This is a genomic window from Streptomyces sp. NPDC107581 (assembly GCF_055657175.1).
The window spans coordinates 362,112-383,215 of record NZ_JBVKBH010000002.1 but is presented as its reverse complement, the minus strand read 5'-3'; the positions used below and the strand labels follow the sequence as shown (position 1 = coordinate 383,215).

18 protein-coding genes are annotated in these 21,104 nt (G+C 73.5%); 9 read left to right on the top strand and 9 right to left on the bottom strand.

Annotated elements, in window-relative coordinates; translation table 11 throughout:
• Positions 1–145: 145 nt before the first annotated feature.
• On the bottom strand, positions 146–1,036 hold the full coding sequence (locus ACZ7P3_RS05225) for a LysR family transcriptional regulator (RefSeq protein ID WP_472079058.1): 891 nt from the start codon (positions 1,034–1,036) through the stop codon (positions 146–148).
• Between the two features lie 214 nt (positions 1,037–1,250).
• Here ACZ7P3_RS05225 and ACZ7P3_RS05220 point away from each other — a divergent pair, with 214 nt between their 5' ends.
• Positions 1,251–2,120 (top strand): SDR family oxidoreductase, encoded by an 870-nt coding sequence (locus ACZ7P3_RS05220; RefSeq protein WP_472079057.1) that lies wholly within the window; start codon positions 1,251–1,253, stop codon positions 2,118–2,120.
• Positions 2,121–2,460: 340 nt separating this feature from the next.
• On the opposite strand, the gene ACZ7P3_RS05215 is transcribed toward ACZ7P3_RS05220, so the two are convergent.
• The gene (locus ACZ7P3_RS05215) at positions 2,461–3,531 is read right to left on the bottom strand and encodes an alkene reductase (RefSeq protein ID WP_472079056.1); all 1,071 of its coding nucleotides are present in this window, start codon (positions 3,529–3,531) and stop codon (positions 2,461–2,463) included.
• A gap of 116 nt (positions 3,532–3,647) precedes the next feature.
• On the opposite strand from ACZ7P3_RS05215, the gene ACZ7P3_RS05210 reads away from it, so the two are divergent.
• Both ACZ7P3_RS05210 and ACZ7P3_RS05205 read left to right on the top strand, forming a co-directional pair.
• On the top strand, positions 3,648–4,028 hold the full coding sequence (locus ACZ7P3_RS05210) for a MerR family transcriptional regulator (RefSeq protein ID WP_472079055.1): 381 nt from the start codon (positions 3,648–3,650) through the stop codon (positions 4,026–4,028).
• Positions 4,029–4,411: 383 nt separating this feature from the next.
• Positions 4,412–5,044: a DUF1345 domain-containing protein gene (locus ACZ7P3_RS05205; RefSeq protein WP_472079054.1), complete on the top strand. Its 633-nt coding sequence runs from the start codon at positions 4,412–4,414 to the stop codon at positions 5,042–5,044.
• A 198-nt stretch (positions 5,045–5,242) separates the two neighbouring features.
• On the opposite strand, the gene ACZ7P3_RS05200 is transcribed toward ACZ7P3_RS05205, so the two are convergent.
• From ACZ7P3_RS05200 to ACZ7P3_RS05175, 6 genes are all read right to left on the bottom strand, one after another.
• Positions 5,243–5,941 (bottom strand): GntR family transcriptional regulator, encoded by a 699-nt coding sequence (locus ACZ7P3_RS05200; RefSeq protein ID WP_472079053.1) that lies wholly within the window; start codon positions 5,939–5,941, stop codon positions 5,243–5,245.
• 6 nt (positions 5,942–5,947) lie between these two features.
• Positions 5,948–6,949, bottom strand: coding sequence for a proline racemase family protein (locus tag ACZ7P3_RS05195; protein WP_472079052.1), 1,002 nt, complete (start codon positions 6,947–6,949; stop codon positions 5,948–5,950).
• Between the two features lie 122 nt (positions 6,950–7,071).
• Entirely contained in the window at positions 7,072–7,968 is an 897-nt protein-coding gene (locus ACZ7P3_RS05190) for a dihydrodipicolinate synthase family protein (protein ID WP_472079051.1), read from the bottom strand.
• A 311-nt stretch (positions 7,969–8,279) separates the two neighbouring features.
• Positions 8,280–9,677, bottom strand: a complete 1,398-nt coding sequence (locus ACZ7P3_RS05185; RefSeq protein WP_472079050.1) for an FAD/NAD(P)-dependent oxidoreductase — start codon at positions 9,675–9,677, stop codon at positions 8,280–8,282.
• Positions 9,670–9,972, bottom strand: a complete 303-nt coding sequence (locus ACZ7P3_RS05180; RefSeq protein ID WP_472079049.1) for a (2Fe-2S)-binding protein — start codon at positions 9,970–9,972, stop codon at positions 9,670–9,672. The genes ACZ7P3_RS05185 and ACZ7P3_RS05180 overlap by 8 nt, the downstream gene beginning before the upstream one ends.
• Positions 9,969–11,147 (bottom strand): NAD(P)/FAD-dependent oxidoreductase, encoded by a 1,179-nt coding sequence (locus ACZ7P3_RS05175; protein WP_472079048.1) that lies wholly within the window; start codon positions 11,145–11,147, stop codon positions 9,969–9,971. The genes ACZ7P3_RS05180 and ACZ7P3_RS05175 overlap by 4 nt, the downstream gene beginning before the upstream one ends.
• A 152-nt stretch (positions 11,148–11,299) precedes the next feature.
• On the opposite strand from ACZ7P3_RS05175, the gene ACZ7P3_RS05170 reads away from it, so the two are divergent.
• From ACZ7P3_RS05170 to ACZ7P3_RS05145, 6 genes are all read left to right on the top strand, one after another.
• On the top strand, positions 11,300–11,422 hold the full coding sequence (locus tag ACZ7P3_RS05170; RefSeq protein ID WP_472079047.1) for a putative leader peptide: 123 nt from the start codon (positions 11,300–11,302) through the stop codon (positions 11,420–11,422).
• A 309-nt stretch (positions 11,423–11,731) separates the two neighbouring features.
• Complete coding sequence (locus ACZ7P3_RS05165) at positions 11,732–12,622, top strand: glutathione S-transferase C-terminal domain-containing protein (RefSeq protein ID WP_472079046.1); 891 nt, start codon at positions 11,732–11,734, stop codon at positions 12,620–12,622.
• A gap of 234 nt (positions 12,623–12,856) precedes the next feature.
• Positions 12,857–13,060: a putative leader peptide gene (locus ACZ7P3_RS05160; RefSeq protein WP_472079045.1), complete on the top strand. Its 204-nt coding sequence runs from the start codon at positions 12,857–12,859 to the stop codon at positions 13,058–13,060.
• 117 nt (positions 13,061–13,177) lie between these two features.
• Positions 13,178–14,386 carry an LLM class flavin-dependent oxidoreductase gene (locus tag ACZ7P3_RS05155; protein ID WP_472079044.1) on the top strand — a complete coding sequence of 403 codons (1,209 nt, stop codon included), beginning with the start codon at positions 13,178–13,180 and terminating at the stop codon, positions 14,384–14,386.
• Between the two features lie 19 nt (positions 14,387–14,405).
• Positions 14,406–15,782, top strand: coding sequence for an NtaA/DmoA family FMN-dependent monooxygenase (locus ACZ7P3_RS05150; RefSeq protein WP_472079043.1), 1,377 nt, complete (start codon positions 14,406–14,408; stop codon positions 15,780–15,782).
• Between the two features lie 332 nt (positions 15,783–16,114).
• Positions 16,115–17,899 (top strand): LuxR family transcriptional regulator AbsR2, encoded by a 1,785-nt coding sequence (locus ACZ7P3_RS05145; protein WP_472079042.1) that lies wholly within the window; start codon positions 16,115–16,117, stop codon positions 17,897–17,899.
• A gap of 500 nt (positions 17,900–18,399) precedes the next feature.
• Here ACZ7P3_RS05145 and ACZ7P3_RS05140 read toward each other — a convergent pair whose 3' ends face one another.
• Positions 18,400–21,012, bottom strand: a complete 2,613-nt coding sequence (locus tag ACZ7P3_RS05140) for a CHAT domain-containing protein (protein ID WP_472079041.1) — start codon at positions 21,010–21,012, stop codon at positions 18,400–18,402.
• Positions 21,013–21,104 lie beyond the last annotated feature (92 nt).

The following is a 21,104-nucleotide window of genomic DNA, read 5'->3' as shown; positions in this document are numbered from 1 at the left end:
GTCACTGTGCCGGGTGCGCGGTGCTGCTGATCGCCGATTCGGGCGCGCGGCAGGGTGTCATGGGACAGGCCGGTGGTGTCATGGGCTACGCGGTCACGTCGCACCTGCAGGCACGCTGCCCGACGGACCGTCGACGGGGGCAGCCTCATCGGCCGAGGGCGTTGGTGGCGTAGGTGCGGAAGGCCGCCGGCAGGCGGTTGCGGTCGCCGGCGCGGGTGGCCAGCACGACATGGCTGGGTTCGACGCCTTCGAGCGGGACCGTGGTGAGGTCGGGGCGCAGGGTGCGGGTGGGGACGGAGACGGTCACGGCCTGCCCGCCGGCGACGAGTTCGAACTGGTCCGCGACGGTCTCGATCAGCGGCCCGTCGGGGGCGGGGCGGCCGTCGGGGCGGGGATCGATGCGCCAGAAGGCGCTTTGGAGCGGGTCGGCTCCCCGCACCTTGGGCAGGGGCTCGTCGGCGATGTCGGCGAGGGTGACCGACTCCCGGCCGGCCAGGCGATGGTCCAGCGGCACCACCAGCACCCGAGGCTCGTGGTACAGGGGCGTCACGTCAAGCCCGTCGGTGGCGAACGGCAGGCGGGCGACCGCGACATCGACGCGGTGGTCCAGCAGCGCCGGACGCGGCTCCTCCGGTGTCAGTTGCCTGGTTCGCACCTCGGCGTCGGGGTGCCGGCGGCGCAGTTCGCGCAGGGCCGGGGTGATGAGGATGCCGGGGGTGTGGCCGACGGTGATCCGGCCGGGCCGGGCGGCGGCCCGGGTGCCCGCCGCGGCGCGGTCGGCGGCGCGCAGCAGCTCCCTGGCCAGCGGCAGAAAGACCTCGCCGGCCTCGGTGAGGTGGTTGCCGCGCGATGTGCGTTCGAACAGGCGGACGCCGAGCTCCTTTTCGAGGCGATGGATCTGGCGGCTCAGGGACGGCTGGGTGGTGTGCAGGGCCTCGGCCGCCCGGCCGAAATGCCGGTGGTCGGCGGCGACCGTGAAGCACCACGCCAGGCGCAGGTCGAAGGCCGGGGCCGGGGAGGACGACGAGTCGGGCACGTCCTCAGCGTAGTCTCCGCGACAGCCGAAGTCGCCACCTGCCGGCACCGTGACGACCGCCCTGAACTGGCCCGATACGCGGGGCGTATGGCCGTCTGCGAAACATTCATTGGACCCGCCCGCGCGGTCGGGCACAGGGTGGGAGCACCGGCCGGGGCCGGGCACCAGCGCCCCCTCGGACCCTTCCTCACCCACTTCCAAGGAGTGCATCGCCATGCGGGTTCTCGTCACCGGCGCGTCCGGGTTCATCGGTTCCGCCGTCGTCGCCGAGCTCATCGGCGCCGGGCATCGGGTCCTCGGGCTCGCCCGCTCCGACGTCTCGGCGGCCGTCGTGACCGCCGCCGGAGCCCAGGCCGTCCGCGGCACGGTCGAGGACCTCGACGTCCTGCGGGCCGCCGCGGCCGAGGCCGACGGGGTCGTCCATCTCGCCTTCAACCACGACTTCTCGCAGCACGAGACGGCGGCACGCGCCGAGTTGGCCGCCGTCGAGACGTTCGGCGACGCCTTCGCGGGCACGGACCGGCCGTTGGTCATCGCCTCCGGGGGGCCGGTGGGGACCGAGCGCGACACGCCGCCCGCTGCGGGCAGCCCCCGGATCGCGGGCGTCCTGGGCGCCCTGGCACTGGCGGAGCGCGGTGTGCGCTCGTCCGTCGTGCGGCTCGCCCCGACGGTCCACGACGAGAGCAGGTGCGGCCTGGTCCAGCAGCTGATCGCCATCGCCCGTGACAAGGGCTTCTCCGGCCACCTCGGCGACGGAGCCAACCGCTGGCCCTCGGTGCACCGGCTCGACGCCGCACGCCTGTTCCGCCTCGCGCTGGAGCAGGCGCCGGCGGGCTCGGTACTGCACGGCGTCGGCGAGGAGGGCGTGACCATCCGGGCGATCGCCGAGGCCGTCGGCCGCCACCTGGATGTCCCGGTGAAGGCCGTCGCGGCCGAGGACGCCGCCGCCCACTTCGGCTTCCTGGGCCGCATCCTCGGCAACGACATGCCGGCCTCCAACGCGCTGACCCGCGAGCTGCTGACCTGGCGGCCCGTCCACCCGGGGCTCCTGGAGGACCTGGACCGCGGCCGCTACTTCGGCTGAGCGCAGCGAACCCGACCCGGGCACGACCGACGACACGACCAGCAGACAGGGAACCGACACTCAACTGACGGGAGAACACGGGCGATCTCGGCCTTCCGCCCGACGTTCCCGCGGTGAGCCCCCGGTGCGTCCATGGCACGACCGGTTGTCATGGACGCACCTTCGGCCGCCGACTCCGCCGACTCCGCCGACTCCGCCGAGTCTGAGCGACGCGGTTGTGGCCGACGGTGCTGCGGCCGGGCCGCGGCGGCGGCCCGGTGCCGGCCGCGGCGCGGTCCGCGGCGCGCAGCAGGTCCGTGGCCACCGAGCCGCGGCCGGCAGGGGCCGCGGGGGATCGGCGTCAGTTCGTGTGCTGATACGCCGAGTAGGTCAGGTAGCCGGCGTCGCCGCCCTGGTAGAAGGTGGCCTCGTCCACCGGGGCGATCGGCGCTCCCAGCCGCAGGCGCTCGACCAGGTCGGGGTTGGCGATGAAGGCGCGGCCGAAACTGATCAGGTCGGCGCCCAGGTCCAGCCAGTGGTCCGCGTCGGTCCGGCCGGTCTGCTTGGGGCCCATCGGGAGCGTCGGGTTCACGATGAGGGTGCTCGGCCAGGCACGGCGCAGGCCGAGGAGCACGCCTTCGTCGATGGTGGCCTCTATGTGCACGTAGGCCACTTCGAGGCGGGCGAGCTCGGTCAGCAGAGCGGTGTAGAGCTCGGGTACGTCGTTCTCCTCGACGCCCCAGAACGTGCCGCCCGGGGAGAGGCGGATGCCGGTCCTGGCCTTGCCGACGGCCTCGACGGTGGCGGCTGCCGCCTCGACGGCGAAGCGGATCCGGTTGGTCACGGAGCCGCCGTAGCGGTCCGTGCGCACGTTGGCGTTGGAGGAGAGGAACTGGGAGATCAGGTAGCCGTTGGCGCCGTGCAGTTCCACGCCGTCGAAGCCGGCCTCGACGGCGCGGCGGGCGGCGTCGGCGTACGACTGGGCGTGCTCCGGCACTTCGGCGGTGTCCAGGGCGCGGGGCACGGGAGCGGGCTGGGGTCCGGTCGGGGTGAACACGTCGCCGGTGGCGGCGACGGCCGAGGGCCCGACGGGCCGGATCCCGGTGGTGTCGGGGTGCGAGACCCGGCCGCCGTGCATGATCTGGGCGAAGATCCGTCCGCCGTTGGCGTGCACCGCCGCGGTCACCGGGCGCCAGGCGGCGGTCTGCTCGGCGGTGTGCAGTCCCGGCGTCCCCGGGTTGGACTGCCCGATCACGCTCGGCTGCACCCCCTCGGTCACGATCAGCCCGGCTGTCGCCCGCTGGGCGTAGTACGTGGCCATCGACGGTGTCGCCAGACCGTCGGCGGTTGCCCGGACCCGGGTCATCGGGGCCATGACCACCCGGTTCGGCAGGGTCAGGTCACCGAGTCGATGGCTGTCGAAAAGGCTCACCGTAGGACTCCTTCGTGCTCTGTGGCGCCCGTCCGTCGGGCCCGGCAGCTACGCTAAAACCTGACATTGACGTCAGAGGCAAGCCATGTGACGCAGGTCACGGCGGGGAGAACGACATGCGTATCGGGGAGCTCGCGACGCGGGCCGGAGTCAGCGTCCGGTCCCTGCGTTACTACGAGGAGCAGGGGCTGCTGACCAGCAACCGGAGTCCCAGCGGGCAGCGCCACTACACGGAGAACGAGATCGAGCGGGTCACGTTCATCCAGCGGCTGTACGCCGCGGGCCTGTCCAGCCGCACCATCGCCGAACTGCTGCCGTGCGTCGATTCGCCCAGTACGGAGAACTCCGACGCCGCGCTGGAGCGGATGACCCAGGAGCGGGACCGGCTCTGCGACCACATCGCCGACCTCACCCGCACCAGGGAGGCCCTCGACGGGGTGATGGCCGCGGCTCGGGCACACCGGGAGAGTCTGCGCCGGCCGATGGCTGCCGCCTGAGCCCGGACGCCCGATCCCGGTCCGTCGGCGGACCGGCGCTGGGGGGAGGGCGACAGACCTGGACATGCATGACCGAGGCAAGGCCTGGGCCTCCGTCGGCTCATGCACTCCGGGCGGGCGGCCGACCTGGCTCAACTCTGCCGTGCGCAATCTGAGTCGGCCGCCTGCTCGGGACCCGTCGGGCAGGCGGCCAATCAGCCACATGGGCAGCGCACTTGACCGCGGACATGGGGGCGCAGGTTCACATCCTGTCGTCCCGACCTGTGGGAGTCGCAGGTCGAGGGTCGTGCTTGAGGTTCCTTGCGCGACCCTTCGCCGTTTGCGTCACCCCCGTACGGCATGTCCCCGCCCGTCCGGCGGCGCCGGAACTACGCTCGTGGCGCATGAGCACCTCCTTGCCGCTGGACGCCGTGCCCCGTCTGGCCGGTGCGGTCGCCCTCGGGGCCGTCGTCGGCATCGCCGTCGGACTGACGACCCGGCCACCGCTGGGCGCGCTGGCAGGAATCGCCGTGACGCAACTGGCCTTCGTGCTGGCGGGCTGGCTCGTGCTGTGGCCCATGGACGCCACCGCCACCCACCGCAACGCCCGGCGTGAGGACCTGCGGCCCCTCCTCGAGGAACTCGTGGTCGTGGCGGTCGCCGCGTGCGCGCTGCTCGCCATCGTGCTGCTGCTCCTGATCGGCAGGTCGGACACCGGCCACATCGGCGCCGCTACCGCCCTGTTCGGGGTGTTCATGGCCTGGGCCGCCCTGCATCTGATGTACGCGACCCGCTACGCCTACGTCTACTACGCCACCTCGGGCGGCATCGACTTCAATTCCGACCGGCCGCCGGCGTACCGCGACTTCTTCTACTTCAGCTACAACCTCGGCATGACCTACCAGGTGTCCGACACGTCCGTGTCGAGCGCGGCCATCCGCTCCATCGTGCTGCGGCACACGCTGGTGTCGTACGTCTTCGGCACCAGCATCCTCGCCACCGCCATCAGTCTCGTCGCGCAGTTCGTCAGCGGCTGACGCCCGCGTGCGGCCGCGCGCCGGGCCGCACGTCGAGGTCGCGATCACCCCGGCCGGCCGAGAGCCGGTTGAGCCGGGGAGAGGCGAGGGCGCCGGTCGGGGGAGCGAGCATGCCGGCGGAGAGGTGCCTGCGTCGGCCCGGATGCGAGCATGCCGGTCGAGTGGGAAGAGGGCCGGGAAGCGGGCCGGGAAGTGTGGTCAGTCCTGGGCCGCCCACAGGCCGCGCACATGGCCCAGGTGCCGGGTCATGATCTCCCGCACGGCCTTCTCGTCGCGCTCCAGCAGCGCGTCCAGGAGTTCCAGGTGCTCCTCGGCCGAGGCCAGCAGACGGCCCGCCTCGACCAGGGCGGTCAGGCCGTACAGGCGGGAGCGCTTGCGCAGGTCCTCGACCACCTCCACCAGGTGTCCGTTGCCGGCCAGGGCGAGCAGGCCCAGGTGGAAGCGGGTGTCGGCCTCGACGTAGGCGATCAGGTCACCGGCCACCGCGGCGCTGACGATCTCCCGAGCCGCCGGCCGTAGTGCCTCCAGCGAGACCCGGTCGGCCGTGCGGGCCAGGTCCACCACGGTGGGGATCTCGATCAGCGCCCGGATGTGGGTGTACTCGTCCAACTGCTTGTCGGAGACGGCGGTGACCCGGAAACCCTTGTTGGGCACCGTGTCGACCAGGCCCTCCTTGGCCAGGTCCAGCATCGCCTCCCGCACCGGCGTCGCCGAGACGCCGAAGCGCGCGGCGAGCGAGGGTGCCGAGTAGACCTCGCCCGGCCGTAGCTCGCCCGCGATCAGCGCGGCCCGCAGCGCGTCGGCGACCCGCTCGCGGTAGCTGCTCCGCCGGCCGCCGAGGCGGGGGAGCGCGGGTGTCTCCGCAGCCTGCGGTTTCTGTGCCATGTCACGCATCATCGAATTCTAGAGGACGAACCCTTGCGGGAACGGATCGGTGGGATCGAGCAGGTACTGGGCCGTCCCGGTGATCCAGGCGCGGCCGGTGAAGCTCGGCAGGACGGCGGGGATCCCGGCGACCTCGGTCGTGCCGAGCAGCCGGCCGGTGAACCGGGTGCCGATGAAGGACTCGTTCACGAACTCGGTGTGCAGCGGCAGTTCGCCCCGCGCGTACAGTTGTGCCATCCGCGCGCTCGTGCCCGTGCCGCAGGGTGAGCGGTCGAACCAGCCGGGGTGGATGGCCATCGCATGCCGCGAGTGGCGGGCGGTGGCGCCGGGCGCGTACAGATGGACGTGGTGGCAGCCGCGGATGGACGGGTCCTGTGGGTGAACCGGCTCCTCCCCGGTGTTGATCGCCTCCATCAGCGACAGCCCGGCGGCGAGGATGTCGTCCTTGCGGGACCGGTCGAAGGGCAGACCGAACTCCTCCAGCGGCAGGATGGCGTAGAAGTTGCCGCCGTAGGCGAGGTCGTACGTCACCGTCCGCCCGTCGGCGAGAACCGCCTTGCGGTCCAGTCCGGCACTGAAGGACGGCACATTGCGCAAGGTGACGTTCGTGGCGGCACCGTTCTCGACCGCCACCTCGGCGACCACGACCCCCGCGGGGGTGTCCAGGCGGATCGTGGTCACCGGCTCCACCACCTCGACCATGCCGGTCTCGACCAGCACGGTCGCCACGCCGATCGTGCCGTGCCCGCACATGGGCAGATAGCCGGAGACCTCGATGTAGAGCACGCCCCAGTCGCAGTCGGGGCGGCTCGGCGGCTGCAGGATCGCACCGCTCATCGCGGAGTGCCCGCGCGGCTCGTTCATCAGCAACTGCTTGATGGGGTCGTGGTGTTCACGGAAGTACAGCCGCCGCTCGTTCATCGTCGCACCGGGTACCGTGCCGATCCCGCCGGTGATCACTCGGGTCGGCATGCCCTCGGTGTGCGAGTCGACGGCGTGCAGCACGAGCTTGCTGCGCATCCCGGGTTCCCTTTCCGTCGTCCGTCACGTGGTCCATGGTCAGTCGTCAGTCGTCAGTCGTCCGTCACGTGGTCCGTCACGTGCTCCGTGGTCGTGGTTGGTGGTCCGTCGTCGGTCGTCCGTCACGTGAGCCCCGCGGCCGCGGCCTTCTCGGTCGCCGCGCGGACCGCGGCCTCCTGCTCGGGCGGCAGCGGGACGCGTGGCGGGCGTACCGGGCCGCCGTGGCGACCGACCACGTCCATGGACAACTTGATGGCCTGCACGAACTCCACCTTCGAGTCCCAGCGCAGCAGCGGGTGCAGTTGCCGGTAGAGGGGGAGTGCGGTGGTGAGGTCCCCGGCCACCGCGGCCCGGTAGAGCTCGGCCGAGGCCCGGGGGAGTGCGTTGGGGTAGCCGGCCACCCAGCCCTTGGCGCCGGCCACGGCAAGCTCCAGCAGTACATCGTCCGCGCCGATCAACAGATCCAGTTCCGGAGCGAGTTCGGCGATCCGGTAGGCGCGGCGGACGTCGCCGGAGAACTCCTTGACGCCGTGGATGTGGCCCTCTCCGTGCAGCCGGGCGAGGAGTTCGGGTACGAGGTCGACCTTGGTGTCGATCGGGTTGTTGTACGCCACCACCGGGATGCCCGCTCGGGCGACCTCCGCGTAGTGGGCGAGCACGGAACGCTCGTCCGCGCGGTAGGAGTTGGGCGGCAGCAGCATCACGGCCTCGCAGCCGGCCTCGCCCGCCTGCTCGGCCCAGCGCCGGGCCTCGGCCGAGCCGTACGCGGCGACGCCGGGCATCACCCGCGCGCCGCCGATCGCCGCGACGGCCGTCTCGACCACCTTGCTGCGCTCTTCCGGCGTGAGCACCTGGTACTCGCCGAGGGAGCCGTTCGGTACGACGCCGTCGCAGCCGTTCTCGACCAGCCAGGCACAGTGTTCGGCGTACCGGTCGTAGTCCACCGAGAGGTCGGCGCGCAGCGGGAGCGCGGTGGCGACGAGGACGCCGCGCCAGGGGCGGTTCTCCAGGAGGGTCATGACTGTCCCCAATCCAATAGGGTGTGACATATTACCGATGATTTCCGGGTGTCCCGACAGTTTCTCGGCTGTCCGTGCCGGGCTCTCGGCCGTACGTGACAGGGCTTTGGGCAGTGCAGGCCGAGTTGTACGTGACAGAGCTTTGGGCTGTGCGGGTCGAGTTCTCGGTCGTAAGCGGGAGGGCTCTTGGTTGTGCGGGCCGCGCTCTCGGTCGTGTGTGGCAGAGGTTTCGACCGGGCGTGGCAGGGGCGTCAGTTGCGAGTGCGGGCGTTCGGGCGGTTGTGCGGGCTCTCCGGGAGGGCTCGTGCCCGTCAGTCCGGGCGGTTCTCCGGCAGCCGGGCGAGTACTCCGAGCGGCACCGGCCGGGCGAACGGCCGCCGCCCGGGCGTGAACGGGCAGCCGGCCAGCCCGGCGACCGCCGGTCCGCACATCCGGCCCTGGCACCAGCCCATCCCGGCCCGGGTGAGCAGCTTCACGGTGCGCAGGTCGCCGGCCCCGAGTGCGCCGACGGCGGTACGGACCTGCCCGGCGGTGACCTCCTCGCAGCGGCACACCACCGTGTCGTCCGTGATCCCGTCCGGCCAGCCCCCGGGCGGGGCGTACACCGCCTCCAGCGCCGCGAAGAACGCCCGCATCCGGGTGCGGGCCCGGGCGGCCGGGGCCCAGCGGCGCGGGTCGGGGGCCGTGCCGTGCAGCCTGGCGGCGATCGAGCGTCCGGCGATGTGCCCCTCGGCGAGGGCGAGGGCCGCACCGCCGATCCCGGTGGCCTCCCCCGCGGCCCAGACGCCCGGTACGTCGGTGCGCTGCTCGTCGTCGGTCCGGACGTCCGTCCCCGACAGGGTGCAGCCGAGAGTCTCGGCGAGGTCGGTGTGCGGCAGCATGCCGTGCCCGACCGCGAGCGTGTCGCAGACGATGCGACGCGTGCTGCCGGCAGCCGGGCGTCCGTCCCGGTCGAGCGCGGCGACCGTGACCGCCTCCAGCCGGTCGGTGCCGTGTGCCTCCACGACGGTGTGCCGGGGCAGCGTGCGGACCCGGTGCCGCAGCAACTGAGCGGCGTACCAGACGCCTTCGGTGAGCTTGCCGGGCTGCGCGGCCAGCGCCGGTGCGTGCCTGAGCAGGGTCTTCGGGTCGGCGGACTCCACCAGCGCGGCCACCCGGGCGCCGGCCGCCGCGAGTGCCGTGGCCACGGGCAGGAGCAGGGGCCCGGTGCCCGCGACCACTGCCGTACGGCCCGGCAGGACCAGGCCGCCCTTGAGCATGGCCTGCGCGCCGCCCGCGGTCACGACACCGGGGAGCGTCCAGCCCGGGAAGGGCAGTACCCGCTCGTGGCCGCCGGTGGCGAGCAGTACGGCGTCGGCGCGGACGGTGACACCCTCCTCCTGCGCGGGGCCGCGCAGGGCGTGCACCGCGAGGGCGCCCGAGTCGCCTTCCACGCACCAGACATGATGATCCGTCAGGTGAGTGATGCGTCCGGCGCGGACGTGCCGGTCGAGATCGTCCCGCAGTCGTTGCCAGGTACGCCACTGATGGTGCAGGGCCTGTGGCCGGCGTGCGCCGAGGGCGGCGGCGGGCTGCCGGTAGAACTGTCCGCCCGCCCGCTCGGCCGCGTCGAGCAGGGTCACGCGCACACCGCGCGCGGCCGCCGCCAGCGCCCCGGCGAGTCCCGCCGGACCCGCCCCCACGACGGCGAGATGCGGTCGCTCAGTCATCGTCCCGTCCCGTTCCCTCCTGCGTGAGGATCACATCGCCCGGCCGTACCGGGACCAGGCAGGCGCGCTGGTTCGCCCGGCCGTTGACGGTCACCAGGCAGTCGAAGCACACCCCGATCCCGCAGAACACCCCGCGCGGCCGGCCCGTGCCCCGGGTGCTGCGCCAGGAGGTCACCCCCGCCGCCCACAGCGCGGCCGCGACGGTCTGGCCGGGCAGTGCCTCGACGGCCCGGCCGTCGAAGGTGACGGTGAACGGGGGGCCCGGCCGGGCCCGGGCCAACTCGACGGGGTTCACGGGCTGTCGCCTCCGCTCGTCCGATGGGCCTCGCCCGCCCCGAACCGTTCCGGGCGGAACGGGGCGGAATCCAGGTCCGCCGTCTTTCCGGTCAGTGCCTGCGCGATCAACAGCCCTGTTCCGGTGGCCAGTCCGATGCCCGCGCCCTCGTGGCCGCACGCGTGATGGAGCCCAGGGAGCCGCGGGTCCGGGCCGATCGCCGGGAGGTGGTCGGGCAGGTAGGGCCGGAAACCCGCGTACGTCCGCAGCGCGCGCACCTGCTCCAGGAAGGGGAAGAGGCCGATCGCCCCGGCTGCCAGCTCCCGTACCGCCCGGAGTGACAACGAGCGGTCGAAGCCGACCCGTTCGCGCGTCGCCCCGACCAGGACGGGCCCTGCGGCCGTGCCCTCGACGACCGGTGAGGTCCTGAGCGCGGCCGAGTCGCTCGCCACGTCGGCCACATAGTCGGCGGCGTACACCTTGTGCCGGACCATGCGCGGCAGCGGCTCGGTGACCAGGACGAAGCCGCGCCGGGGCAGGACGGGGAGGTGGACGCCGGCCAGTGCGGCGAGGTCGCCGCCCCAGGTGCCGGCCGCGTTCACCACCGCCGGGGCGTGGATGTCCCCCTGATCGGTACGGACGCCGAGGACCGAGCCGGCCGCCGTGCGCAGCACCGCGGTCACGGTCCGGCCGGTGTGCAGCCGGGCGCCGCAGGCCCGGATCAGATGCGCGGCGGCCAGCGCGGGCATGACCTGTGCGTCCTGCGGATAGCGCATCCCGCCCGCCATGCCGGGCGCCACGTGCGGTTCCAGTGCCCGGAGTCCGTCCGCGTCGACGGGTTCGGCCGTGACGCCGGCGGCGCGCTGGGTCTCGGCGAACTTCCGCAGCGCGTCGAGGGCGCCGGTCGTCGAGGCGACCACCACACCGCCCTTGGGTTCGTACTCCATCGGCGTCCCCAGCTCGTCGGCCAGCTCCGCCCACAAGCGGGCCGACAGCAGGGCGAGTTCGAGTTCGGGGCCGGGTTCCTTGTCGGAGACCAGCAGGTTGCCCTCACCGGCTCCGGTGGTGCCGCCGGCCACCGGGCCCCGGTCCACCACGCGCACCTGAAGACCCGACCGTGCCGCGTACAGCGCACAGGCCGCGCCCACCATTCCGGCCCCCACGACCACGACGTCGCAGGTCAGTCGCTTTGCCACGTCAGTACTATGTCACATGCCGCACTTCCTGAGGAGACCTCTGCACCGACCTCGTCACCCGCCCGAGTCCCGTGCGTGGACACCCCCTTGACGCCGCAGGACGCCGGATCGACACTCCAGGGGAGGGAATCCTAGTGAACGGGTAGGGAAACATGGTGCGGCTGAGGACGGTCACCGGCCGAGCGGGCCGTACGCCGTTGCATGCACCCCTTCTCACCTCCCGCCTGCACATCGACCTGCTGCGCGTCTGCAGCGCGATCAGCCCCCGTCACTGAGCCGGGCCGCCCCGCGCGCCCGGTCGGGCCCGCCCCGGGCCTGACCTGAACGCCGTGTCAGGTGGGTACGGCGCACCGGGCCGCGCCCGTCCGGCACACCACGCGGCCGCCTCCGTGCCCGTACGGCAGACCAAGCCGTGCTGCCACTCCTGTACGCCCAGCTGTACCTGTCCCGCACACCGAGGCGTGCCCGTCCCGCACGCCGAGCCGTGCGCGTACCGACCGTCGAGTCGGGCCCGCCCGGCGCACCCACCGTCCGACGACACCTCCGCCGCACACCCGTCCGCGCGCCCGCATCAGGGGAGATTCATGTCCACCACTTCGCTCGCCGCCCTTCCGGCTTCCGCCCACCGCACCGCCGCCGCCTTCCGGGGCCGGATCGGCCGGGACGCGCGCAGCGGCCACTACGCCGTGCCGCACCGCTACCGGCTCCATCTGTCCACCGCCTGTCCCGACGGACTGCGCCTCGCCATCGGCCACCGCCTCCTAGGTCTCGACGGCAGCTGTCCGGTCAGCTTCCTGCCCGCCGTCCCGGACTGTCCCGGCGGCGGCCATGCCGCCCTGCGCCCGCTGTACGAGGCGAGCGCCCACCACTACACCGGGCCGGCTCTCGCGCCGGTGCTCAGCGACGACTGGTCCGGACGCATCGTCAGCACCCATGCCGCGGACATCCTGCGCGACCTGGACCGCTTCCCGCGCGAGAGCGGCCCCGCCCTGTATCCGTGCGGCACGGAGAGCGAGATCGAAGCCGTCGAACGGCTCTGTGCCGAAGGCCTCCAGGAGGCGGCGCAGCACGCCGGACGCGCCGACGCCGACCCCGCCGAGCGCGCCGCCGCACTCGACCGGCTGCTGGGCACGATGGGCAGGCTGGAGCGGTACCTGGCGGGGGAGGAGTTCCTCGTCGACGGCCGGCTCACCGCCGGTGACATCGAGTTGTGGGTGTCCCTGGTGCAACTGGACACCGTGCACCGGTTCCACCTCGACGTCTCCGCCGTGCACCGCATCGCCGATCACCCCTCGCTGTGGGCCCATGCCCGGCGCCTGGCCTCCCACCCCGCCTTCGGCGCCCACCTCGATCTCGACGGCACCGCCCGCCGCCACCACGGCCGTTGCCAGGGTCTGGAGGCCGCCGGAGCCGCCGTCCGGATCCTGGACTGGACGGCCCACGCGGCCGCCCGCCCCGGTGGTTCCCACAGGTGAGATCGGATGGGGCAACGTCCATTCCCCGGACAGCCGTTGCCACGCGAACGGTCGACCGACTTGTGTGCCACACAGAACGGTCCGTGCCGCCCGGGTTGTGCCCGTTGTCGAAGCTGACCTCACTCCTCCGACGAGGCCGTGGAACGGGCCGAGGTCAACTCGCCCGGGCTGCTCCTGGACAACTCCTGACCTGTCCGCCCCACAGCGGGGCAAGTCGCGTCGGAGCGCGGGAACATGCGGCGCCGCCCGGGCGTTCCTCCTCATGACGAGATACGCCAGGCGGACGCCGACCAGGCCCGCCGCTCCCGACCGACGGAGGTGACGGCCGTGACCCGTGTCCCAGCGCTGCGCGTCCCGCAGCCGTACCGGTCCGTCCGTCTCCACTCCCGGCCGCACATAGACCTCCAGCGTGTGGCCGGCGCGCTCTGTCGCCGCTGACTCCTCCCCGGACCCCGGCCCGGGTTTCATCCTGCTTTCATCCTGCCGCGCTCGCCCGCCGCCGACGCCTGCCCCGCGAGCCGGTGTTCTCGTACGGACATCCAGGAAGGCACCCACGTGTCCTCAACTTCCCGTCCACTCCTGCATCTTGCCGTCGCCCTGGACGGCACCGGCTGGCACCCGGCCTCCTGGCGCGAGCCGGTGGCCCGGCCCCGGGACCTGTTCACCGCCGGCTACTGGTCCGACCTGGTCGCCGAGGCCGAGCGCGGACTGATCGACTTCGTCACCATCGAGGACGGCCTCGGCCCGCAGTCCTCCCGCTTCCTCGCACCGGACGACCGCACCGACCAGGTCCGCGGCCGGCTGGACGCCGTGCTCATCGCCTCCCGCGTCGCACCGCTGACCCACCACATAGGCCTGGTGCCGACCGTGGTGTGCACGCACACGGAGCCGTTCCACATCTCCAAGGCGATCGCCACCCTCGACTACGTCAGCACCGGCCGCGCCGGACTGCGCGTACAGATCACCGCGCGGCCGAACGAGGCCGCACACTTCGGCCGCCGCGCGATCCCCGCGATCGACTCCTACGACAGCCCGTCCGCCCGGGAGCTGGTCACCGGGCTGTTCGACGAGGCCACCGACCACGTCGAAGCGGTCCGCCGGCTGTGGGACAGCTGGGAGGACGACGCGGAGATCCGGGACGCGGCCACCGGCCGCTTCGTCGACCGCGACAAGCTGCACTACATCGACTTCGAGGGACCGCACTTCAGCATCAGGGGCCCCTCCATCACGCCCCGACCGCCCCAGGGACAGCCGCTGGTCACCGCACTGGCCCACGACACCGTTCCCTACCGGCTCGTGGCCCGCCAGGCCGACATCGGCCACGTCACACCGCACGACACCGGCCACGCCCGTGCCATCGTCGCCGAGATCCGCGCCGAGCAGGCCGCGGCGGGCCGTGCCGACCAGCCCCTGCACATCTTCGGCGACCTCGTCGTCTTCCTCGACGACGACCCGGCGGTGGCCGTGGCCCGCCACCAGCGCCTCGACGCCCTCGCCGGGCAGCCGTACACCAGCGACGCCCGGATCTTCACCGGCACACCCGCCCAACTCGCCGATCTGCTGGAGGAGTTGCGGCAGGGAGGTCTCACCGGCTTCCGGCTCCGGCCCGCCGTGGCCGGCCACGACCTGCCGCAGATCACCCGCCGCCTAGTGCCCGAACTCCAGCGACGCGGCCTGTTCCGGCGGGCCTACGAGGCCGACACCCTGCGCGGCCTCCTCGGGCTCGCCCGCCCCGCCAACCGCTATGCCGCAAACGTCGCCTGAGCCGGAGGATCGCACGACCATGAGCAAGCCGCTGAAGCAGATCCACCTGGCCGCCCACTTCCCTGGCGTCAACAACACCACGGTGTGGAGCGACCCGGCCGCCGGCAGTCACATCGAGTTCAGCTCCTTCGTGCACTTCGCCCGTACCGCCGAACGCGCCAAGTTCGACTTCCTGTTCCTCGCCGAGGGACTGCGGCTGCGCGAACAGGGCGGGGAGATATACGACCTGGACGTCGTCGGCCGCCCCGACACCTTCACCGTGCTGGCCGCGCTGGCCGCCGTGACCGAACGGCTCGGCCTGACCGGCACCATCAACTCCACCTTCAACGAGCCCTACGAGGTGGCCCGCCAGTTCGCCAGCCTCGACCACCTCTCCGGCGGCCGCTCCGCCTGGAACGTGGTCACCTCCTGGGACGCCTTCACCGGCGAGAACTTCCGCCGCGGCGGCTTCCTGCCGCAGGACGAGCGGTACTCCCGAGCCAAGGAGTTCCTGGCCACGGCGCACGAGCTGTTCGACTCCTGGCGCGGCGACGAGATCCTCGCCGACCAGGCCGGCGGCACCTTCCTCGGCGACTCCGGGGCCGGCGCCTTCGTGCACCGGGGGCAGCAGTTCGACATCCACGGCCGGTTCAACGTCCCGCGCTCCCCGCAGGGCCGCCCGGTGATCTTCCAGGCCGGCGACTCCGAGGAGGGGCGCGAGTTCGCCGCGTCGAGCGCGGACGCGATCTTCAGCCGGTACGCCACCCTCAAGGAGGGCCGGGCCTTCTACACGGACGTCAAGGGGCGCCTGGCCAAGTACGGCCGCCGGCCCGACCAGCTGCTCATCCTGCCCGCCGCGACCTTCGTCCTCGGCGACACGGACGAGGAAGCCGCCGAACTCGCCCGCGAGGTGCGCCGGCAGCAGGTCAGCGGCGCCACCGCCATCAAGCACCTGGAGTTCGTCTGGAACCGCGACCTGTCCTCCTACGACCCCGAAGGACCGCTGCCCGACGTCGACCCGGTGGTCGGCGAGGAACACATCTCCCGCGGACGCGCCCAGGTGCGGATGTACCGCGACCCGATCGCCATCGCCCGCGAGTGGCGGGAGCTGGCCGCCGCCAACGACTGGTCCATCCGCGACCTGGTCATCAACACCGGCAACCGGCAGACCTTCATCGGTTCCCCGGCCACCGTCGCCCGGACCGTCAACGACTTCGTTCAGGCGGACGCCTCCGACGGCTTCATCCTCGTCCCGCACATCACCCCCGGCGGCCTCGACCCCTTCGCCGACAAGGTCGTACCGCTTCTCCAGGAGCAGGGCGTCTTCCGCGCCGACTACGAGGGCACCACCCTGCGCGACCACCTGGGCCTCGCCCATCCCGACGCCGGTGCCCCGGCCGAGCGCGCCGCCTCATGAAGTTCCCCGTTCCCCGTTCCTCGCCACGCCCGGACCCGGTACCGCCCGGATCCGGTCACGGGCATCGAGAGGCCGGCCCACGACCGACCGCATCCGCGAAGCGTCCTCGTGGGTGCACGGCGCACGGCGCACAGCACATGGCACGTGGCGCACGGCGAACAGGCATGGTCGGGGAACGTCTCCCTCCCCCGAAGGCGACGTTCCCCGACCGCTCCCCCGGCGCCGGGTTGTGGCCTGGACAGCCAGAGTGCCTCCCCGGGGGACCGGACGCCTGAGTCGGGGGCTACTCAAGTCACCCTGTATCAAACCTGAGTAGGCGCGCTCCTCTTTGCGTGACGACTTACGAACAGGCTGCGAAGACACTCGAACTGCCCTGGCCGTTCACCGGCCGGGAGGAGGAACTGGATCTGGTGCGACGGGCGTTGGCGGCCGGACGGCCCGGCATCGCGGTGACCGGACCGGCCGGCAGCGGCAAGACCCGGCTGCTCGCGGAGGCACTGCGAGGCGTGGACTGCGCCCGGGTGACCGGGACGCCCGAGACCCGGGGACTGCCCTTCGCCGCGTTCGCTCACCTGGTGCCCGACACCGTCTCGCTGCACCGTGCGGTACAGCTCCTGTCCGGTGTACGGCTCCTCGTCGTCGACGACGCGCACCTGCTCGACGAGGCGTCCGCAGCACTCGTGCACCAGCTCGCGGTGCACGGCCGCACCCGCCTGGCCGTGGCGGCCACGGTGGGTGCGGCGGCGCCGGGCGCGGTGTCCCGGCTGTGGACGGGGGAACTGCTGCCGCGCCTCACTCTGGAGCCGCTGCCCCGTGAGGACACCGCCCCGCTGCTCGCCATGGCCGGTCTGGAGCCGCTCACCGTCAGCCGGCTGCACCGGATGTGCCGGGGCGACCTGCGGCTGCTGCGCGATCTGGTGGGGGCGCTGCACCGCTGCGGGGGACTCACCCGTGTCCCGGACACCGGTGAGTGGGCCTGGCGCGGCCCGGTGCCGGTGACCGCGGGCGTCCGTGACCGTCTCGCCCCCGCCCTGGACCGGCCGGACGCCGGCGAACGGGAGACGCTGGACCGGCTGGCCTTCGCCGAGCCCCTGCCGCTCACCCTGGGCGATCTCGACCTGGACGTCCTGGAACGCCTGGAGGAGGACGGCCTGATCCACGTCGACGACCGTGGCGCGGCCACCCTCGCCCACCCTTTGCACGGCCCGGTCCTGCGCGCCGGCGCCGGCCGCTTGCGGGCGCGGCGGCTGGCGGGCACACCGGACCGGTGCAGGGCCGCTCTGAAGGCCGAACAGGCCTCCCTGACAGCCGGGTTGGAGCAGTACGACGTACGGGCCGCAGCGACGCCGGTGGGTGACTGGCTGCTGGCCGAGGGCCTGCCGGTGCCCGTCGGGTACGCCACCCTGCGCGCTAGGCGGGCCCGGCTGCGCGGAGAGCTGCGGGAGGCGGCGGCCTGGGCCCGTGAAGGGTTGCGGACGGTACCGGACGACCCCTGCTGCCGCGGCGAACTGGAGCTGGCCGCAGGACAGTCGGGCGAGGCCATGAGCGAGGGCGTATGGGCGGCGGCGGCCCGCGGCGACATCGCGCAGGCGCTGACCCGGATCGCCGGGGACGATGTGTTCGTGCTCTACGACGCCGTACGCCTCGGCGCTCCCGAACGGGTCGCCGGGCGACTGCCGGGCGACGGGGTCTTCGCCCGGCACGCCGACGCACTCGTCCGGGGCGACGGGCCCGCGCTGGACCGGGTGGCCGAGATGCTGGCGGCACGGGGCTTTCTGCTGTTCGCGGCGGAGGCGCATGCCCAGGCCGTCCGTGCGCATCGCGACCCTCGCGCCGCCCGCCTCTCCCGCACCCGCGCGGTCGCGCTGGCCCGCCGCTGCGACGGCGCCCGCACCCCGGCACTCTCCGGGCTCGTCCTCGGCGACCTCACCGCACGGCAACGGCAGATCGTCACCCTTGCGGCGGCCGGGCTGAGCAACCGGCAGATCGCCGAGAGACTGACCCTGTCCGTCCGGACCGTCGGCAACCACCTGTACAGCGCCTACACCCGGCTCGGCGCCAGCGACCGGGGCGCCCTGCCGTGGCTGGGCGATCTGCCGGAGGCAGAATCCGCCTGAGAGCCGAGCGCCCCGCGCCCGCGACCGACGACGTCGCCGGGAAAGGGGCCCGGGGCCGCACCACGAAGTGGCTTCGCCGTCCGTGACCGTGCTACGAAGCGGCTTCCCCGTCCGTGACCGTGCCACGAAGCGGCTTCGCCGCGCGGATGCGACCGGTCACGCCCCGGGAGCCGGAGGCTGGGTGCCGGCGGCAGGCGGAGCGTCTGTGGTCGCTGTCGCTGTCGCTGTCGGTGCAGCGCTATGCCATTCCGAACGGGAGGAAGGTGCAGCCCGTTGCCCGATGGGCCGCGTTGCCGGGCTGGGGATGCGGGTGCGGCGCAGAGGTTGGTGTGGGGCTTCGCCACGCGGGCGCGACCGGTCACGTCCCCCGGGAGCCGTCCCCCGGGAGTCGGCCCCCGGGTGCCGGCGGCCGACAGTCGGTGGCAGGCGGAGCGTTTGTGGTCGCAGTCGCAGTCGCAGTCGCAGTCGCAGTCGCAGTCGCAGCCGCAGCCGGTGCAGGGCTAGGCCGCTCCGAATGCCGCGAATGCCCAGCCCGTTGCCTGGTGGACCGCGTCGCCGGGCTGGGCGGTGCGGGCGTCGCGCAAGGCCTCGGCCAGGGAGAGGCCGGCGTCGAGGCCCTTGTGCAGGGCGAGCATCAGGGGCACCACGGCGGCGTCGTTGACGGGTGCGCTGCTCGCGACCACCCCGGCCGTGCCCAGCGGCAGCAACGCGGTGACCAGGCCGAGGAGTTCGTCGGCGCCGACCGAGGCGAGACGGGCGGTGTCGCAGCTGGAGAGGATGATCCGGTACGGGCTGCGGGCGAGGCGCTCGAAGTCGTGCACGATCAGCGGGCCGTCGGCCATCCGCAGCGCGGAGAACAGCGGACTGTCCGCGCGGAACGTGCCGTGCGCGGCCAGGTGGGCGAGGGCCGCGCCGTCCAGCTCCTCCAGTACGCGGGGGACCTGTGCAGCCTCGCCCTCCAGGACGGTCGCCGTGCCGTACCGGCCGGCCAGTTCGGGCACCTCCGCGCCGCCCGTGGCCAGGCCGGGACCGCGTACCAGGACGGGCCGGCCGCCGGGCGGCGGCTCGGTCTCCCGGGCCCGCAGCCAGCTGCCCGCCGACGGCGACACGCTCAGCACCCGCTCGCGCAGCGCGGGCAGCAGCGCCCACGGCACCCGGTGCAGCGCGCCCGGCGGCACGACCACCACCGGCCCGGCCCCGAGGTGCCGCACGGCATCGCCCAGCAGCAGCTCCTGCAGGCGCCGGCCCGCCGCCTCCACCAGCGGCAGCCGCGCCTCACCGCCCGGATGTGCAAGCCGCCGCAGCCCGGCCTGCACATGCTCGGCCTCGGCCACCGCCTCCGCGAGCCTGCCCCCCGCGAACCGCCGTACCCGGCCCTGCCCGCACAGCAGGATGTGCACCTGACCGTCCACGACGGCGAGTTCGGCCAGCCGCGCCTCGCCCAGCCGCTGCAGCAGACGGCCGGCGTCGAAGCGGTCGCCGTAGCCCGGGGCGTCGCCGTGCAGATGGTGGTTGCGGGAGCGGATCTCCCGCTCCAGCCGCCGCTGTTCGCGCTCCAGAGCGGGAACCGGGCGGCCCTCCCTGCGCGCCTCCGCCGCACGGGCCGCTATCTCCCGGTAGGCGGTGAGACTGCCGACCAGCGCCGGATCGGCGGGCGGACGGGTGGGCGGCGCGGACAGCACGGTCGCCCGCCAGCGCTCGCTCCACTCCAGCAGCCGCCGCGGCCCGCCGCGCGCCAGGCTCGCCTCCTGTGCGAGCGCGGCCAGTTCGGCTCCGTGCGCCGTGGCCCGGGCCCGCAGCTCGGAGGCGCCGAGCGTCATCCGGTGGTCGTCGAGCACGTCCAGGCCGCGCCGGCAGGCCTGCAGCACGCCGGGTCCGGAACCGGCCGCCCGGGCCCGCAGCGCCTGCGCGGCCCAGCCCGTCATCCGGGCCGGCGGCGGACCGCCGTGCCGGCTGCGCGCGGCCACCGCCAGATGCTGTTCCGCCTGTGCCGTCCGGCCCAGGGCGAGTGCGATCCGGCCGGCCAGCAGCGAGGCCTCCGCCGCGGCGGGCGAACCGAAGGAGGCCAGCCGCTCGGCCACCGCCGCCGCGTCCGCGACCAGCCGCGCCGACCGGCGCCCGGACGCCACCCGGGCCTCGATCAGCACCAGCCGGGCATGCGTCTCCCACCAGGTCCTGCGCTGCCCCGCGAACAGCCGTACGGCGACGGCGGCGCGGGCGATGGCGGTGTCCGGGTCCCCGGTCGAGCGGGCGGCCCGCGCGGCGGCCAGCAGCAGCTCGGCCTTGCGGGTGGACTGCCCGCCCATCCGGTCCAGCAGCGCGATCGCCGTGTCCGCCTCCGCGAGCGCCTCAGGCGCGAGCCCCGCCACCATCAGCACCTCGCAGCGCCGGACGGACAGCATGAACGTGGGCGTGCCCAGCTTGCCGTACCGCTCCTCGGCCTCGTCCAGCAGCCGCAGCGCCGCCGGGATGTCACCCGAGCGGAACGCGGCAAGGCCCCGGCTCTCCACCGCGTCCGCCTTGTCGTGCTCCTGGCCGGTGGTCTCCCAGAGCCGCTCCGCCGCCGTGAAGTCCGCGTCCGCCCGGTCCACCGCGCCCACCGCCAGATGCACCGTGGCCCGCAGCGTCAGCGCCCGCGCGGTCCAGATGTCGTCGCCGGCCTGCCGCAGCACCGGCAGTGCCCGCCGTACGTCCTCCAGCGCCTCCCGGTGGCGCCCCAGTACCCACCACACATAGGCCCGGCGGTACAGCACCCGTGCCCGGGTGTGTCCGCTGCCCCGCGCGACACCCCGCTCGAACGCGGCCAGCCCCTGGCGCGTGCGCCCTGCATGCACCAGTGCGACCCCCAGCGTCGCGAGCACATCCGCCTCCCGCTCCGCCGACTCCGCGCGCGCGGCCAGGTCCCGGGCCCGGCGCAGATGCCGCAGGGCGATCCTCAGATCGCCGAAGTCCCGCTGCCAGATGCCGAGCACCTGGTGGGCGATGCTGGCGTGCAGCGGCGACGGACGGCTGTGCAGCAGCGCTTCCGCGCGTGCCCGGGCCTCGCCCGGGTCGGCGAAGACCATCGGCAGCAGTTCGAAGACCGACTCGCTTCCCGCTGTCACCCCTCGCATGGTAGTGGCCTGCGTAAATCCGTCACACGGGTTCTCTGGGGTCTCCTCGGGCTGTACCGGCCGAACCCGCGCGCTGTATCAATCGGACGTCG

Coding starts and splice junctions, on each gene's coding strand:
- ACZ7P3_RS05210 (WP_472079055.1), top strand. CDS start 3,648: ATGCGTATCGGGGAGCTCGCGACGCGGGCCGGAGTCAGCGTCCGGTCC.
- ACZ7P3_RS05165 (WP_472079046.1), top strand. CDS start 11,732: ATGTCCACCACTTCGCTCGCCGCCCTTCCGGCTTCCGCCCACCGCACC.
- ACZ7P3_RS05195 (WP_472079052.1), bottom strand. CDS start 6,949: ATGCGCAGCAAGCTCGTGCTGCACGCCGTCGACTCGCACACCGAGGGC.
- ACZ7P3_RS05160 (WP_472079045.1), top strand. CDS start 12,857: ATGCGGCGCCGCCCGGGCGTTCCTCCTCATGACGAGATACGCCAGGCG.
- ACZ7P3_RS05185 (WP_472079050.1), bottom strand. CDS start 9,677: ATGACTGAGCGACCGCATCTCGCCGTCGTGGGGGCGGGTCCGGCGGGA.
- ACZ7P3_RS05170 (WP_472079047.1), top strand. CDS start 11,300: ATGGTGCGGCTGAGGACGGTCACCGGCCGAGCGGGCCGTACGCCGTTG.
- ACZ7P3_RS05205 (WP_472079054.1), top strand. CDS start 4,412: ATGAGCACCTCCTTGCCGCTGGACGCCGTGCCCCGTCTGGCCGGTGCG.
- ACZ7P3_RS05190 (WP_472079051.1), bottom strand. CDS start 7,968: ATGACCCTCCTGGAGAACCGCCCCTGGCGCGGCGTCCTCGTCGCCACC.
- ACZ7P3_RS05220 (WP_472079057.1), top strand. CDS start 1,251: ATGCGGGTTCTCGTCACCGGCGCGTCCGGGTTCATCGGTTCCGCCGTC.
- ACZ7P3_RS05150 (WP_472079043.1), top strand. CDS start 14,406: ATGAGCAAGCCGCTGAAGCAGATCCACCTGGCCGCCCACTTCCCTGGC.
- ACZ7P3_RS05200 (WP_472079053.1), bottom strand. CDS start 5,941: ATGATGCGTGACATGGCACAGAAACCGCAGGCTGCGGAGACACCCGCG.
- ACZ7P3_RS05140 (WP_472079041.1), bottom strand. CDS start 21,012: ATGCGAGGGGTGACAGCGGGAAGCGAGTCGGTCTTCGAACTGCTGCCG.